Raw genomic sequence first — 14388 nt, forward strand, 5'->3', positions numbered from 1 at the left:
GTCAGGTCCTCTTTTTTGACTTCTGTCGGGAAAGGTCCCTCATCCGGTTACTTCGTAAAGAATCCCGCTGTCAAAACGAAGCGTTTTTCCGCCCACCTCCACCGTTCCCGTATAGCCGGTATGCCCGGACGGGGTTTCCAAAGCATTGGTGGACAGCTGAAGCCGGCCGGCCTCAATGACAAGGGAATTAAAATCGTCGGCGTAGAGGTAGCCCGCGTCGTTTTCTCCCACCGAAAAGGTGATGGTTGGTCCAAAAATCGGATTTTTATTGACAGATACCTTGCGTTCCCCGCTTTGCGCGTTCAGATACCCTGCGACCAAAAGGTTTCCCTCTCCATCCAACGACAGCTTTCCGTTATCAAATGAGAAGGCGCCCGACTGCATGTCAATCCAGGAAGACCCATTGACCGATTCCAGACGCCCGGTTTTAATCAGCCCCGCGTCCAGCACCCCGGCAATCAGCTCGCTGGCCGTAAACCCTGCTCCCGTACCGAAGGTGCGCCACTCCCAGTCCATGCCGTTTTTTCGGTTGGCAATGGCCAGAAGGCCGGGCCCCAGGTAAATGGCTCCGTAGTCCGGGCTGTCCGCTTGGTTGTTTTCCAAAAGAATTCCTCCGCTGTCGGTAACGGTAGCGCTTTCGTAGGCGCCGGAGGCAATAATTTTGTTTTGCAGCGTGTCGATGGCGCCCTCCAGCCGGGAGGTGTCCACTGGACTGTCCGGTCCGGCGTTCTGGGTGGTGTCATCCCAGGCCCCTTCCTTTTCCAAAAGCCGGTTTTTTTCTGCTTCCATTTTCGCGAGAAGACTGCCCAAAGCGGGGGCTGTATCTCCAATGACCAGCTCGGTGTCCGCCGGATTGAGATAGTCTCGTTTGAGCCCGGTAACCCGCGCCGTCAGCTCTAAAGGCGGGTCAAACCCGTCGTCGATGACGGTCACCTCGTCGTTGAGCCGCACCGCTTCATGGGAAAGACCGGCGAGGGTTTCTAAGTCCACCGCCTTCATGGTATAGCGCATCGAGGGTATACATCGTTTTTGAAGCTCATCATACGTAGCTTTTAAAAGAGCTTCCGGATCGTCGAGATCGGAGAATACCGCCACCCCGAAAAGATGCTGCTTTGTCCCGCTGCCATACCCCCACCGTGCCAGAGCCTGCGGATCACCCACCCACTCCTGACCGGCAGGCTTGTCCACCGGATGGTCCGGCGTTGTCCAAACCGCGTCAGCAAATGTGCGCCGGGCGCCTCTGGCCGCCTGGCTGGGGGATTCTTTGATGCCGATGGTCTTTCCCCGGCCATATAGGGCGGTGACCAGGCTGGTAGTGTCCGCCTGCCGGGTAATCTGCAAAAGGTCCCGGTTCCAGGTAAAACGTTTGCCTGTCTGCCTTGGTGTGTCCGCAACTATAGAAACGGTCCGGGCGGTAATATGATTGCCATCGAGGGTTAGGCGAAAGACCAGGCGTGCCTTGCATTGTTCCTGTAACCGGTACAGGCAGGCGAGTGCGCTCTCATAATAAAAGGAAATGGAGGAAAAGGGCAAATTGTCGCAGTTGCCGCACTGCCACCGGGTGGATGCCAGAATGGCTTGGGCGGCCTTCTGCGCCGAGGTGTCGGATAGGGTCAAGTCATCTACCACCGTTGCCAGCAGTTCGTAACACACATGTTCGCCGTAGAGCTCGCACAGAACTCCGCTCTCCTGGTGCCGCTCCTGTATCCGCTTGATCTCAAACAGCTGGAACTGTCCGTCTAAGTCGGTAAATCCCATATAATCGCCTTGTCCGGCGGCCTGTGCCGCGGCCGCCGCCAACGTGACCGTCAGCGTCTGTTTCGCTTCGTCATGGACAACTGAGAGAAGGGAGCCGCCGGCCCCATTTTGCATCAGCCCCGTCAGCTTTTCCGTCCGGTCAAAAAAATACAGAATGAATTCCATCAGTACCACCTCGGCCGGTAAGTGTAAACCCCTTCCGGGTAATTAGAAAGATTTCCGTTTTTGCACAGCAAGTGCAAAAACGTGGTATCTACCGGAACCTCAAAAAAGCGGCTTCCGACTTGCAGAAGCTCGTTTTGAACCTGTCCGTTGCGCCATACCGCTCCCGTCTGCGTGTTGATGACAAAGGCGTCCCCCTCCTGGAAGCTGCCCCGCAGCGTCACGTTTTTTGCCGTGCAGGCAAGCACAATCAGGTCGGCAGCCGAGGACAGGGAGAAAGAGAAAGCGCCCCTGGAAGGCGCGGTACCCTCAAAGGAAACCGACTGATTGATTCCCACCGTTGTTTCAGCTCCCATGGCATAGGGTGCGCAGCGAAAGGTCACCTGAAATTCGCCCCACTTTTCAAAGCCTTCGAAGCTGGAGACGGAAAGGACACAAGCGCTTCTCGTCTGCTGCGGTGCATCCCAAAAGACAAGCTCGCCGCTGCCGAACAGCCAAGCCGCCAGCTCGTGAGATGCCGTTTGCAGGTCGGCGTCATCGTCGCTGAGCACCGCACAGCGCAAGGTCATGGTAATGTCCTCGCGCGCCTGAGGTACCGTCAAGGAACCGTCCAGTCCGGGAATGGAAAGAAACTGGCTGCGGGTTTTTCCACATAGGTCCCATTTGCGCTCCAGTAAAAGCACCCCCATGGTGCTGCTTTCGATCCCTCGAAAGGAAAACCAGCTCACAGGCAGCCACCCCCCGTCAAACGCCGTTCGTCCGCCCACAGCTGTGCCTGCATCTCATCGAGCCGCCGGGACGTTTCTTTTAAAGCCGCATCCTCCTGTGCCTGCTTCTGAATAGCCGGCGCTTCCATGGAGAGGATTCCGTCGTCATTATTGGTCATACTTGGTCGTCTCCTTTCTTAAGCGCGCCCGAAGGGCAGCGAGGAAAGCCGGGTGATGCTCATCGAAGTCGGTGCACCGAAAGGACGGCTTTGTATGGTGTAGGTGGTCAAAAAAAACTCGCCTTGGGAAAGGGAGAAGGAGGCCGGACAGCCGGTGCACGCAGAGAAAGACAGCTGCAAATATCCCGCATCATTTCCATTTTCGTCCTTTTGTGCAGCGAAAAGCTGCAAATGAAACGGGGTGCGCGCAGGATTGTTTCCCGCTTCCGGCGCCAAATAAGAGGAAAAAACATGCTCGGCAAGAGTGGCTTTTCCGCCGTCTGCCGCTGCAAAAGCCCGGGGATTGAGGCAGGTGTCGGTCAGAACGATGTCGTACCCCAGCAGGATGTCGGGCGTCTGCTTCACCGCCGCAACCATGGTATCCTCCCGCAGTTCCCGATACCTACCCTTGGATACCACCGGTGTAATCTGCGCACGTTTGGAATAGGCCAGAAATGAGGTTTCTCCTTCCAGTGTGAACTGTACCGCGATGAGCGAACCCACCGCTACGGCTTCCAACCGGCAGGTGTCCAGATTCATCTGTCATAGCCTCCTTTGCGCTTCGTATTCCAAAATGGCCCGATGCATTTGATAGTCCGATTCGATTCCCTGCCCGTAGACCCGCCCGGTGGGGCGGATGTGATACAGAGGCTTCATAGCCTGCTTGATCAGCGCAATCAGGCTTAACAGGCCGGAATAATTGTGGATGGGCGCATAGGCAAATAGTTCGAAGGCTGTCGTACCGGTTAGATCCCCGCCGTTTGGCTTTGTTTCCCCTTCCCGGACCACCACATAAGGCGTCATGCCTATTCCGTTGTGCTGACCGGGAAAAAAGACGGGAATGCCCGCCTGCTTCAACGTCTCATAAATTTGTTTGAGTGGCGTCATCTATGGTCACTTCCTCTACCACCAGAGTCAGATAAAGTTCATTGTCATGCTGTACCGCCCGAACCGTGTAGCTGGACGCGTCCGTTTTACACAAGTCTCCAGGCAGAATCGTTGGGAAGTCCGCAGCCGCTCCCGTTGGCCCCTGTCCCTGCGCAGCCGCAGGATAGGGGAGCAGGATGCGTTGGGTCCGCTCCCGGGCGATGCGCCCGGGAATGGATAAATGTGAGGTAATGCGCTCGAATTTGTAAAACCGGTAGCCAAGGCCCCGATATACAAAGGATAGGGCCTCGTAATCCGGCTCACCTAGCACGCTTAACGCCGGGCGGTAAACCAAAACGGTGCGAAGCAACGGCCGTATGGCCCGCACAAAAGAAAACCGGTGCCGCCATCCCTTTATCATTGCCGTTCACCTCGTCTCTTCGTCGGCTCGCTGCAGACATCGGTTCGTACAGGGACGGTACTGCTTGGCGAGGGATAGCCAGTATCCTCTGGCATCGGCGGTTTTTGTGCCGTCGGGAAGGGAAACGCCGTCCGCCTGGGCTTTTTTGAGAAGTCCCTCATAGGATGCGGCCCTTACATCTTCCTTGTTCTGCATCAGCAGTGTCAGCAGCTCGTTGTCCGAAAAGAACCGCACCTCATCCTGCGTTTCACATAAGTTTGCTCGAAGCTGTTCGAGTGGGGTCATATCCTCCTCCGTTTCTGCGCGCGAAAAAATGCCGTGCGGCTGGCCAGGCCGTGCGCGGACCCGGCCGCCGCTTTTATGAGAAAACAGGAATGAAAATCCGTCCTCTCAAAAGACAGAGAAACCCTTTAGATTTCTTCACAGGAGGTCGCAAGATTCGTCACAAAATAGACCGGGGAACCCGCCGCCGTCCCACCGGACTTAAGCTCAAACCAGGAAGAACCGAGGCCATCCGCATAAATGATGTTGGTGATATAATCCACGCCCGCGATAATTGCCTGACGGGTGGGAACAAAGCCGCCGCCCAGCTTGATCACATCGCCGCGTCGGAAGACGGAGGCGTCGCTTACCTTGAGCTGTCGAACCGCAATCAAATCCACCACCGTCACATTGGTGCCGGAAACGTCAGAAGGATTGGACGCCGAGGGAATGCCCATCACGAAATTGGAGGTGCAGCGGTACCGTTTGTTGTTGTAGTCAAAGATATCGCCCTTGTTAAAGTGGGTAATGCCGTCCCAGATCAAAACGCTGTTGGTAGGAGCCAGACCATAGTCATAGCGGTCGTCCGGTTCCGGCATATCCAGCGACTGTTCCGGATAGAGCCCGCTGACCACATTACCTCTGACCGTAATCTTGACGGCGCTGTCCTGGACATCGTCACAGTAGGCGAAGATGGGCCGCAGGCAGGTATCGGCGTTTTTATCAAAATCGAAGAAGTTTCTTGCAATTTCGCCCGTTTCCACCCCGTCGATCAGACTGATTGCACCGAAGTAGTAGTACTTGGTGTTATATCCGCAGTTGTAGGCCAGATTATCGTAAATACGAATGTTGCGATACTTGCGCATAAGCCCTGTCACCGTGCCGCTTTCCATGCTGGTTACCAGCACAGCGCTTTCCGGGAAATTGAAAATGGTGTTGTCGCAGATGACCACATTCTTAATGACCGTTGCTCCCAACAGCTTGACGCCGTTCTTGCCATGCACCTTGAATTCATATTGGCTCGCAATATTGCTCTCCTCATTGCCCACATAAGTGATGGAATTGTTGGCGATCATCAAGCCGTCGATGACGCTGTCGTTATCGATGTATTTGTTAAGAATGCCGCAGTAATCGGTCTCGATGGTATTGTTGAGGATCCGAATGTTGGTGATGTTCTTTTCAGACAAAGGCCAGATACAGATGCCGCTGCCGTTTCCAGTACCGGGATTGGCGCAAATCATCTCGTTGCCTTGTACCACAATGTCATCCGCATGCACATCCGCGTAAGCACCGGCTTCACTGGAAGTCGGGCAGGCGATGAGAAGAGAGCCCTGGTATCCGGCGCAGCGGTTGCGCAGGAAACGCACCTTGGTGGCATGGGATTCCACCGCCGTCTGAGGTACCTTTGTTTCCATCTGATTTTCGAAGATACAATCCTGGATTGTAATACGTTCGCCAACCAAATAAAGGGTACTGACGTCATACCAGCCGATGTTCTCCTTAGTACGGAAATAGAAGTTACATCTGTCGATGGTCAAACCGGAGAGTTTACCCTGGACGCACCAGATGCCGCCGGTATAGAAGTGACAGTTGTGCAGCTCGGCATTGGTCACGCTCTCATAATGAATCAGCATTTGACGTTTTACTTCGTCGCCAGTCACCGGATAACCCGTATTGCTGAGGACGTTGTCGTCAAAATGCAGCCGGTCGATTGCTACATTTTCGCTGGTATCGATGTACAAAAGCGACTGGAAATCGCCGGAGTCCGCCCGTACCTGCAAGGTGGAGTCGTTGCCGAGAATCGTGACGTTGGAGGCACCCAGCCGCAGATAATCTATGTTGGAATTGATCTTAACGGAAAAGGTTTCTCCATGAGGAAAAACCAATGTACCGCCGCCGTTTCGTGCCAGCCAATGAAAGGCCGCATTGATATAGGCCACGTTGTCAAAAGAGATGTCGTCCGCCTTCGCGCCGAACTGCTTGACGTGGATGGTATCCCCCTCAATGACGAGCTCTGCCTTTTTACCGTTGTTGAGAGCGATGACGGAGCCGTTGTCAGCCGCCGCCGCAGAACTGGTCACCACATAAACACCGCTGCCCCCGTCGCCGGCGGCATAATAGCCGCGGGTCATAACGCAGTCGCCTTCTGTGAGGGCCGCCGCCTTCATCAAAGCAACCGTGTTAAAAACCTGGTTTGTCGTACTCATACAATGGTGCTCCTTTCAAAATAAAGACCTCTTTTACGCGATTTTGATTTTACGGAAGACACCGGCCGCCGCCGTGTTCTTCAGAGCGATGGCCGCCACCATTTCCACTTCGCCCTTCTTTACGGCACCCGCCGTAGTAAAATCGGGAACCCATACCTTAATGGGGGATTCTCCGTGCATGCATACGCCGTGCAGCCCGTCAAGCCCCAGGCGCACCGCGTACAGCTCGGTAACGCCCGATGTGGTGGCGATCACGTCGGTAGCCCCGTCCTCGCCCGCCATCTGGCCTGCATCCACCAGCGGAATCCCGTCATAGGTGGGAATGTCGCCGCCTTCTAAGGCCGCCGCCTTGTATTCGATGCCGCAGCGGCGCACACAGGCGCGGATTTTGGCAATCAAGCCGGCATTGGCCAGAAGCGCGGTGGGCCGCTGGTCGAGAGACAGAATGAATTCGTCGAGCTTATCCAGGAAAGTTTTGTAGTTGCTGTCGATGCCCGAGGCGGACAGATCCACATTCGCCGAACCGCTCTGGGCGTTATACTCGGTGGATTTGCCGGTCAGCGCCTTGCTCAGGCCGTCGAAGGCCGCCGCGTTGCTTGTGGTGTTGCCATTGATGACAGTGGCATTGAACAAGGTCTGAGCCGCCCGGATCATCTGCCGGGTCTGCACGTCCACCTCATCCACAAACCCGCCGGCCGCCGCCAGCACCCGGTCGATGGTGTAGCTGCCGCCAAAGGCCTTGAGCTCCACCGAGATCTTTTCCTTCACCGCATTGCTGGCGGTATATTCGCCGTTCATAGACCGGAAGGCCGCGGTAGGCTGGGTTACAATGCGGTAATAGCTGTAAGTCGGGGAAGAGCCGTTGCCCAGAGGCAGCAGAGTGTCGTCGAAAGGCATGTTCGCCAGCAGGAAGTTGGAACGTCGAAATTCATCGACCACACTTGCCACTAGTTTGTCGGTCGTGTTAAGCTTGATGTCGTTTAACGTAATAGCCATAGGATCCAAGTCCTTTCTTTTTCCTTAATAGGGATATCTGTGGTAATGCTCCGCCAGCGCGTCGCTTAAAGAGCGTACCGGCGCCGACGGATGAGGCCGGATGAAGTTTCCCTTGCTTCCGGTGACGACCGGTGAATGAAACAGATACCGGTCGTGTTCCTTCAAAGCCGCGACCTGTTCGTCCAGTCCTTCCACCTGTCCGTCGTCTGAAATCTCCAGGGTATCCAGATGGAGAAGCGCCAGCGCCGTTTCCGGCTCAATGGCCTTTTCCCGATAGAGCATAAGCAAAGCCTGGTCTTTGCGACGTTCTGCTTTAAGTGCTTCAATTTTGCTGTTTGCCGCTTCCTGGGCGGCAATCGCCTGAGCCTGCCGCTTGGCGTCTTGTTCCTCCAGAGTCTCCTCCTGGCGTGCGGCCTGCTCGGCCGCGAGAGAGGCGGCCTTTTCGTCCACCAACTCCTGTAAAGCAAGAGACAGGGTTTCTCTGGTTTCCTCGCCCATCTCCAGTCCCAGTTCGCTCAAAATTTCCTGTAAGCTTTCCATAGCGATCCCTCCTGTCATTGGGTTTGCGCTTCACCGTCGATGTTTTCCAGCTCTCCTTGGGGATCGGCCGCGATTTTCCATTTTTCCATGTAAGAGCGCCGGCTGCGTACCTGTGCCTCCACTTCCTTGAGGTCGTTTACCCGTTCGGTTTCCTCGTCGTCGGGCAGGGGATACCCATGCTCGATGTGCAGTTCCCATTCAATGGGAGGAAAGGAGGCGATTCCCGTCTCCCTAGCCAGGTGAAACACACCGTAGGCCATCCAGCGCAGAGCCGCTTCCCATGCCGTCCATTTCTCCTCGCACCGGCATAACAGCTCCCAGTACATGGCGCGGATGGATTGGCCCGAACTCAGCGTCCCCTTTAACTGTTCGGTGGAAAGGTCAGGCACCGACAGCAGCTCGTACATGTCCGACTTGATGCGGCACAGTGTGTGCTCAATCCGGTCGTCGTATCCGAACTTGGGCTCCAGCATCTCCATAGACGCCTGTTTTCCGTCCATCATGGTCGGATCGGTCTGCAAATCGATCAGCGCACCCGGCGCGATCACCAGTTTGTCCAAAGAGGAAACGCTCGCGTCGGTGGCCACCCGCTGGGGAAAGAGGTTAAACCGCAGCGCGTCAATGTCGTCGGAGGTCAGGCGGTTGTAGGCGTTTTGGTTCTCGATTAACTCCGCCACATCGCTTTCTCCGCTCAAATCTCCGCACAGCCCGTCGTTTAATATCACATACGCCGGTATGAAGGTAAGCCCCGTATCGAAGTTTTCATACCGGCTTTCCAAAAGCCGTCCGTCCCCGTCATACACCCCTTCGTCCAGGAAGCAGCGTCCTTCTACCATCTCAAACTTCTGCTTCCAAATCCGCTGCTTGCGGTGAGGAACCTCTGTGTTAAGCTGGTAAAAGAAAATGATTTTTTTAAGCCGGTCCGCGTCGTCCTCTCTGGGCTCGAACAGAAACTCCAAGGACGGGCGAAACCCGATGGAAATGTCCTCCTCATCGGTGCACAGCCGCAGCGCCACCCGTTTTCCGATAAAGCAATCTCTGGCCGCCCGAACCAGTCGGTCGCCGAAGTGGTTATTTCGCAGCAGGCGGTTTAAAAACAGGGTCATTTCCCGTGCAATCCCGTCGTCCTCCTGGCGAATGGCGCGCACGGAAAGCTCCGGCGTGCGTCCGAAGAGAAAGCGGGCCTCGGCCTTGATGAGCTTTTTGATAAAGTTGGTGCGTTTTACGGTGGGCAGATAATCCAGCTGCCCGTTTTTCGGCCATAGCTGCCCCTTGCCCTCGTAAAAGTCGTACAGCCGGATGATCTCGCCGAATTCCTCCAGTACCCGGCTTCCATAAAGGCCGCCGAGCTCCTCGTAGAAAGCGGTCGCGTTCAAATCGAAACCTCCCTTTGCCGGGAATCCCCGGCTCATTGTTTGTTTTTGCCCGAGTAGCTTTCCCGCCGCCTGCTCTGCATGCGCAGATCCGTCAGAATACCGTAGCGCAGCATGTCCATGCAGTGGTCGTTTTCTTTCACCGGCACGTCCCGGTTACTGCTTTCGTTCCAGCAGTAGCAGTCGAATTCCCGCAGCGTATGTACGCAGCCCGGGTCGACGGTCAGCCGTCCTTCACTCAGAAGGGCGCTTACCTGCCGGATCCCCTCGAGCACCGCATTTTTTCCTGGGATTACCTGCCAGCCGGATTTGCGCAGCAGCGCAATCAGCGAAGAAGCGGAAGGATCGATCACCACACAGCGCGCTTCGTTTTGGGCGAAAGCCAGCAGGTCGCTTGCGTATTCCTCGTCGGTTTTCTGCTCCTGCACCCTTCCGTCGTGGTAATATTCCCGCGCCAAATGATAGTGCCCCTCCTCCTCAGTCAGCAGGCCGAACACACAGGGATTGTGAACCCCGTAATCGCAGGAAAGAAACGTTCGGGCCTTTGGCCCCGGCACGCGCACGCAGACATGCGCCTCCCGTTCGAACCGATCGTATACCGCCCCCTGGGCCGCGCACCACTCTCCGTCCACAAACCTCCGCTTCCACATGCCGGTATATTCCAGCTTAAGCGCCGCCTTGTAGCTTTCCGGCAGATTTGGATTGTCCGCCAAGGAGAAATGCCAGCGCAGCAGATTGAGCTGCGGCTTTTGCAGATAATCGGTGTAAAGCCAGTGGCGGCTGCTGTCGGGATTTGTGGTGCCGTAGAACCGGGCGCCCTCTATAGACAAACGCGACAAAAGCATCTGGAAAAAGGACCGGGGCCAAAGGGTCAGCTCATCGCCGTAGGCTCCCGCCAGGGTCATTCCCCGCAGTTTCCCCTCTGCCCGTGCATCGGATGCGCCCGCCAGATAAACTTTGCGCCCGAAGAGAACGGCCTCTCTGGCAGACAGGCGCACTTTAAAATCCCGTTCCCCCAGCATGTCGGACAAGGTGTCCAAAATGTTCCGCTTGAGGGTGGTCACCGTTTTTCCCGCCATCAGAAGCGGGCCGGGCGGTGCCTGGGTGACAAAATAGAGCCACGCGAGTAAGGAAGAAACCGTTTTTCCGGACCGGACCGCGCCGTCCCAGATATTCAGGCGCGCATCGCTTAAGGCAATGGAGCGCACGGCGTAATCGCTGAATTGGCCCCATTGGAAGCTCATTTAAGAAAGCCTCCTGGCCAGCGCGCCGATGGCCTCGGAAATCGCCTTTGCACCGTCTTCCTGCATTGCCAGGGAATCCTGACATCCTTTTTGGATGCGTTCGAGCGCGCAGGCCAGCTCGTAGATGTTGCGAGGGGAGATTTGCTGTGCCCATTCGCTATTTGCGTCCGTAATGGATTCCAGCGCTTCCAGAAGATTGTTCCAGGCGTTTTGCAGCTGGAGCGGTCCATTTGGACGTGCCGCATTATGGGGTTTTCGTCCCCGCTTGCTTTTTACAAAACCGGGACGGCGTTTTGCCTCCCGCAGGAGGCTCGGATAGCTGATGGATTTCTCCTCAGCAAAAGCGCGCAGACTTCGATAACCGCCCTTGACGTAATCCGCCTCCAGGCTGTTCCAGTCGTATTGTGCCATGCATTCACCTCCCATGCCGTTTGGCAAACATCTCCCCGCCGAAGAAGCGGCGGGGAAGGACGCGGGCGGCAGTTTCGCGTGGTGTGGAAACGAAAAGAAGGGTGAGCCAACCTGACGAGCCGCCGCCGTTGCCGAACTTATGTTTGCGAATTGATTATAGCACATACGTTCGCATTAAGCGTGCAAAGAGTGTGCAGCATTTGCCCGTAAAACCCCGTGCTCTTTGCCTCAATTCGTGGTATACTATGCCTATCTTCCGCAGCTCTCTCGGTACGTTGTACGAGTAGCCCCTGCGGTAAAACGAGGAGCGCCCGATTCGAAACAGAAAGGAATGGTACCTGTATGAAATCCTATCGAAAAGAATTGTTTTTTCGCATTCCCAGCCGCCGCGCGTTTGTCAATATCACGCCCCAGGTGGAGCAGTGCCTGCAGGAAAGCGGCATTAAGGAAGGCCTTCTTTTGTGCAACGCCATGAACATCACCGCCAGCGTGTTCATCAACGACGATGAATCCGGCCTCCATGCGGACTTCGAGCGTTTTCTGGAACGCCTGGCGCCTGAAAAGCCCTACGATCAGTACCGGCACAACGGCTATGAAGACAACGCAGATGCGCACATCAAACGCACCATTATGGGACGGGAAGTGGTGGTGGCCGTCACCAATGGTCGTCTGGACTTTGGAACCTGGGAGCAGATTTTTTACGGCGAGTTTGACGGAAAGCGGGAAAAACGGGTGTTAGTGAAAATCATCGGAGAATGATGGGCCGCAGGAAATAAACCGCTTACGGTTCCTTCATAAATATTTCATCACTTGGCCCGGATGCTTGTTATAATGGTCTTATGGACAATTGATTCCGCAAGACCATAGAAATGCGGCGGGCATAGAGGCAAGAGGTGCAAAAGGGAGGATAATTTCATGGCGAATACGAAAATTTTAATTGTGGACGACGATACCAATATCTGCGAGCTTCTGCGGCTGTACGTGGAAAAGGAAGGCTACGACGTGGCGCTGGCGTACGATGGCGGAAAGGCGCTGGAGGCGTTTGAGAAGGAGCAGCCTGACTTGGTGCTGCTGGACATCATGCTTCCTGTGCTTGACGGCTGGCAGGTCTGCCGGGAAATCCGAAAGAAGGCGTCGACCCCCATCATCATGCTCACCGCCAAAGGGGAAACCTTTGATAAGATCCTGGGCCTGGAATTGGGGGCGGACGACTATGTGGTCAAGCCCTTTGAAGCAAAGGAAGTGGTGGCCCGCATCAAGGCCGTGCTGCGCCGCGCCGCGCCCGCGGAAACCGCCAGCGACAGCAAGGAGGTCCATTTCGACAAGCTTTCCATCAACATGACCAATTACGAGCTGAAGGTGGACGGCAAGCAGATTGACGTTCCGCCCAAGGAAATGGAACTGATCTATCATCTGGCCAGCAACCCCAACCGGGTCTATACCCGCGACCAGCTTCTCGACGAGGTGTGGGGATTTGACTACTATGGCGACTCCAGGACGGTGGACGTACACGTCAAGCGCCTGCGCGAGAAGTTGGAAGGCGTGTCGGACAAATGGAGTCTGAAAACCGTCTGGGGCGTCGGATATAAATTCGAGGTCCGCGAATAATGCGAAAGAGTATTTTTGTCCGGTATTTCACCGTCATCACCTCCATCATCCTGATTTGCCTGACCATTCTAGGCACTCTGCTCATTTCCTTTGCCGCGCAGTACTGGGTTAACGACAAGCAGGAGATGCTCACCCGCAACGCCAAAGACATGGCGGATATCCTGGGGGAGCTGGCGCTGAAAAACCAGGCTCAGATTCAATGGAATCCCCAGACGAAGCGGTATTCTCTATTTTTTGAGGAGGGCTTCATTCCCGAATCCATGAATGCCGCCATTCTTGTGATGGCCTCCGCCTCCAATTCGGATGTGCGCATCATCAGCCCGGCAGGGCAGGTTCTCCTGTTTGCCACCGCAAACGACAAAATGGACCCGGATGAGATGCTTTATAAAGCAATTCCCGCCGACGTGGCTCAGAAGTCCCTTGCCGGTTCCTCCTACACCGTGGGTCGCCTAGGGGACAACTATACGGAGACCTACTATACCGCCGGAGAACCCATCAAAGCCGGGGAAGTGGGAGTCATCGGGGCAGTGCTTCTATCCACCCCCACCGGAGACCTGTCCGGTTACATTGGAGATAACCTGCGCATGTTCCTGCTGGCCGCTGTGCTGGTGTTGATTCTTTCCTTCCTTGCCACCTATGCGCTCACCTATCAGATGGCAAAGCCGCTGCGCCAGATGGTGCAGGCCGCACGCAAGTTCGGGGAAGGGGACTTTTCCGCGAAAATCCCCGTCAACAACCAAGATGAGGTCGCGGAGCTGGCCGTCGCGCTCAACAATATGGCGTCCTCGCTGGCATCGGTGGAGGGAATGCGCCGTTCCTTCGTGGCAAACGTTTCCCATGAGCTGCGCACTCCTATGACCACCATCGGCGGATTTATCGACGGCATTCTCGACGGAACCATCCCCGAGGAAAAGCAGGAGCAGTACCTGCGCACCGTTTCCGATGAAATCAAGCGCTTATCCCGCCTGGTTCGTTCCATGCTGGACATCTCCCGTATGGAAGCGGGCGAGCTGAAGATCAATCCTTCTCTTTTCAGCTTGTCGGATATGGTCATGCGTGTTTTCTTCTCCTGTGAGAAGCTTATCAATGATAAAAACATTGAGGTCCGCGGTCTGGAAGACTTGCCCGAAATCCATGTGAAGGCGGATCCCGACCGGATTCATCAGATTATCTTTAATTTGGTGGACAATGCCATCAAATTTACCAACCAAGGCGGCTATATCGCCATCTCCATCCGGGAAGAAAATGGCTGGGTGTACTTTACCATCCGCAACAGCGGTCAGGGAATCGCCCGGGCCGACCTGGGGAAAATCTTCGAGCGGTTTTATAAAACGGACAAATCCCGTGGCCTTGATAAAAAAGGCGTGGGCCTGGGGCTGTTCATCGTGCGTATGCTTATGCAGCTGCATGGAGGGGACATTACCGCCCGCAGCGTGGAAGGTGAATACGCAGAATTTGAGTTCTGGCTTCCGGCCATAAAGCAAGAGGCGGAAAAACCGGAAAAGCCGGCCAAAATCGAACGCACCGGCAAAGGGGAAAAGCCTCCGAAGGATGCCCAGTAAATTTCATTTCGTTGCAAATGCGGCAAAAAACTGGACATAACAATAGTAGCGTT

16 protein-coding genes are annotated in these 14388 nt (G+C 55.5%); 3 read left to right on the plus strand and 13 right to left on the minus strand.

Annotated features, from left to right (window positions below; all coding sequences use genetic code 11):
* Window positions 1–39: 39 nt before the first annotated feature.
* From WMO26_RS06725 to WMO26_RS06785, 13 genes are all read right to left on the minus strand, one after another.
* A complete protein-coding gene (locus tag WMO26_RS06725) occupies window positions 40–1923 on the minus strand; it encodes a phage tail spike protein (protein ID WP_349219124.1) in 1884 nt (627 codons plus the stop codon).
* Window positions 1923–2648 carry a distal tail protein Dit gene (locus WMO26_RS06730; RefSeq protein WP_349219126.1) on the minus strand — a complete coding sequence of 242 codons (726 nt, stop codon included), beginning with the start codon at window positions 2646–2648 and terminating at the stop codon, window positions 1923–1925. Before WMO26_RS06730 ends, WMO26_RS06725 begins: the two co-directional genes overlap by 1 nt.
* Entirely contained in the window at window positions 2645–2806 is a 162-nt protein-coding gene (locus WMO26_RS06735; RefSeq protein ID WP_349219127.1) for a hypothetical protein, read from the minus strand. Before WMO26_RS06735 ends, WMO26_RS06730 begins: the two co-directional genes overlap by 4 nt.
* An 18-nt stretch (window positions 2807–2824) precedes the next feature.
* Window positions 2825–3385, minus strand: coding sequence for a hypothetical protein (locus tag WMO26_RS06740; protein WP_349219128.1), 561 nt, complete (start codon window positions 3383–3385; stop codon window positions 2825–2827).
* A gap of 3 nt (window positions 3386–3388) precedes the next feature.
* A complete protein-coding gene (locus WMO26_RS06745) occupies window positions 3389–3733 on the minus strand; it encodes a hypothetical protein (protein WP_349219130.1) in 345 nt (114 codons plus the stop codon).
* Complete coding sequence (locus WMO26_RS06750) at window positions 3708–4133, minus strand: hypothetical protein (protein WP_349219131.1); 426 nt, start codon at window positions 4131–4133, stop codon at window positions 3708–3710. The genes WMO26_RS06745 and WMO26_RS06750 overlap by 26 nt, the downstream gene beginning before the upstream one ends.
* Before the next feature lie 6 nt (window positions 4134–4139).
* The gene (locus tag WMO26_RS06755; protein ID WP_349219132.1) at window positions 4140–4418 is read right to left on the minus strand and encodes a hypothetical protein; all 279 of its coding nucleotides are present in this window, start codon (window positions 4416–4418) and stop codon (window positions 4140–4142) included.
* A gap of 125 nt (window positions 4419–4543) precedes the next feature.
* Window positions 4544–6601 carry a glycoside hydrolase family protein gene (locus WMO26_RS06760; RefSeq protein WP_349219133.1) on the minus strand — a complete coding sequence of 686 codons (2058 nt, stop codon included), beginning with the start codon at window positions 6599–6601 and terminating at the stop codon, window positions 4544–4546.
* Between the two features lie 33 nt (window positions 6602–6634).
* A complete protein-coding gene (locus tag WMO26_RS06765) occupies window positions 6635–7597 on the minus strand; it encodes a major capsid protein (protein WP_349219135.1) in 963 nt (320 codons plus the stop codon).
* A gap of 24 nt (window positions 7598–7621) precedes the next feature.
* The gene (locus WMO26_RS06770) at window positions 7622–8137 is read right to left on the minus strand and encodes a phage scaffolding protein (RefSeq protein ID WP_349219137.1); all 516 of its coding nucleotides are present in this window, start codon (window positions 8135–8137) and stop codon (window positions 7622–7624) included.
* A 14-nt stretch (window positions 8138–8151) separates the two neighbouring features.
* Window positions 8152–9513: a phage portal protein gene (locus WMO26_RS06775; RefSeq protein ID WP_349219139.1), complete on the minus strand. Its 1362-nt coding sequence runs from the start codon at window positions 9511–9513 to the stop codon at window positions 8152–8154.
* Window positions 9514–9545: 32 nt separating this feature from the next.
* A complete protein-coding gene (locus WMO26_RS06780) occupies window positions 9546–10754 on the minus strand; it encodes a PBSX family phage terminase large subunit (RefSeq protein ID WP_349219141.1) in 1209 nt (402 codons plus the stop codon).
* Window positions 10755–11165 carry a hypothetical protein gene (locus tag WMO26_RS06785; protein WP_349219143.1) on the minus strand — a complete coding sequence of 137 codons (411 nt, stop codon included), beginning with the start codon at window positions 11163–11165 and terminating at the stop codon, window positions 10755–10757.
* 342 nt (window positions 11166–11507) lie between these two features.
* Here WMO26_RS06785 and WMO26_RS06790 point away from each other — a divergent pair, with 342 nt between their 5' ends.
* From WMO26_RS06790 to WMO26_RS06800, 3 genes are all read left to right on the plus strand, one after another.
* Window positions 11508–11924 carry a secondary thiamine-phosphate synthase enzyme YjbQ gene (locus tag WMO26_RS06790; RefSeq protein WP_349219145.1) on the plus strand — a complete coding sequence of 139 codons (417 nt, stop codon included), beginning with the start codon at window positions 11508–11510 and terminating at the stop codon, window positions 11922–11924.
* Window positions 11925–12080: 156 nt separating this feature from the next.
* Window positions 12081–12773: a response regulator gene (locus tag WMO26_RS06795; protein WP_349219147.1), complete on the plus strand. Its 693-nt coding sequence runs from the start codon at window positions 12081–12083 to the stop codon at window positions 12771–12773.
* Window positions 12773–14335: a HAMP domain-containing sensor histidine kinase gene (locus WMO26_RS06800; protein WP_349219149.1), complete on the plus strand. Its 1563-nt coding sequence runs from the start codon at window positions 12773–12775 to the stop codon at window positions 14333–14335. The genes WMO26_RS06795 and WMO26_RS06800 overlap by 1 nt, the downstream gene beginning before the upstream one ends.
* Window positions 14336–14388: the final 53 nt, after the last annotated feature.

The sequence above is a fragment of the Solibaculum intestinale genome (assembly GCF_040096205.1).
Classification (GTDB): domain Bacteria; phylum Bacillota; class Clostridia; order Oscillospirales; family Acutalibacteraceae; genus Solibaculum_A; species Solibaculum_A intestinale.

Bases quoted from the DNA above. Each gene is read 5' to 3' on its own strand.
- WMO26_RS06725 (WP_349219124.1), bottom strand. From the start codon at position 1,923: ATGGAATTCATTCTGTATTTTTTTGACCGGACGGAAAAGCTGACGGGG.
- WMO26_RS06735 (WP_349219127.1), bottom strand. From the start codon at position 2,806: ATGACCAATAATGACGACGGAATCCTCTCCATGGAAGCGCCGGCTATT.
- WMO26_RS06740 (WP_349219128.1), bottom strand. From the start codon at position 3,385: ATGAATCTGGACACCTGCCGGTTGGAAGCCGTAGCGGTGGGTTCGCTC.
- WMO26_RS06745 (WP_349219130.1), bottom strand. From the start codon at position 3,733: ATGACGCCACTCAAACAAATTTATGAGACGTTGAAGCAGGCGGGCATT.
- WMO26_RS06750 (WP_349219131.1), bottom strand. From the start codon at position 4,133: ATGATAAAGGGATGGCGGCACCGGTTTTCTTTTGTGCGGGCCATACGG.
- WMO26_RS06755 (WP_349219132.1), bottom strand. From the start codon at position 4,418: ATGACCCCACTCGAACAGCTTCGAGCAAACTTATGTGAAACGCAGGAT.
- WMO26_RS06760 (WP_349219133.1), bottom strand. From the start codon at position 6,601: ATGAGTACGACAAACCAGGTTTTTAACACGGTTGCTTTGATGAAGGCG.
- WMO26_RS06765 (WP_349219135.1), bottom strand. From the start codon at position 7,597: ATGGCTATTACGTTAAACGACATCAAGCTTAACACGACCGACAAACTA.
- WMO26_RS06770 (WP_349219137.1), bottom strand. From the start codon at position 8,137: ATGGAAAGCTTACAGGAAATTTTGAGCGAACTGGGACTGGAGATGGGC.
- WMO26_RS06780 (WP_349219141.1), bottom strand. From the start codon at position 10,754: ATGAGCTTCCAATGGGGCCAATTCAGCGATTACGCCGTGCGCTCCATT.
- WMO26_RS06785 (WP_349219143.1), bottom strand. From the start codon at position 11,165: ATGGCACAATACGACTGGAACAGCCTGGAGGCGGATTACGTCAAGGGC.
- WMO26_RS06790 (WP_349219145.1), top strand. From the start codon at position 11,508: ATGAAATCCTATCGAAAAGAATTGTTTTTTCGCATTCCCAGCCGCCGC.
- WMO26_RS06795 (WP_349219147.1), top strand. From the start codon at position 12,081: ATGGCGAATACGAAAATTTTAATTGTGGACGACGATACCAATATCTGC.
- WMO26_RS06800 (WP_349219149.1), top strand. From the start codon at position 12,773: ATGCGAAAGAGTATTTTTGTCCGGTATTTCACCGTCATCACCTCCATC.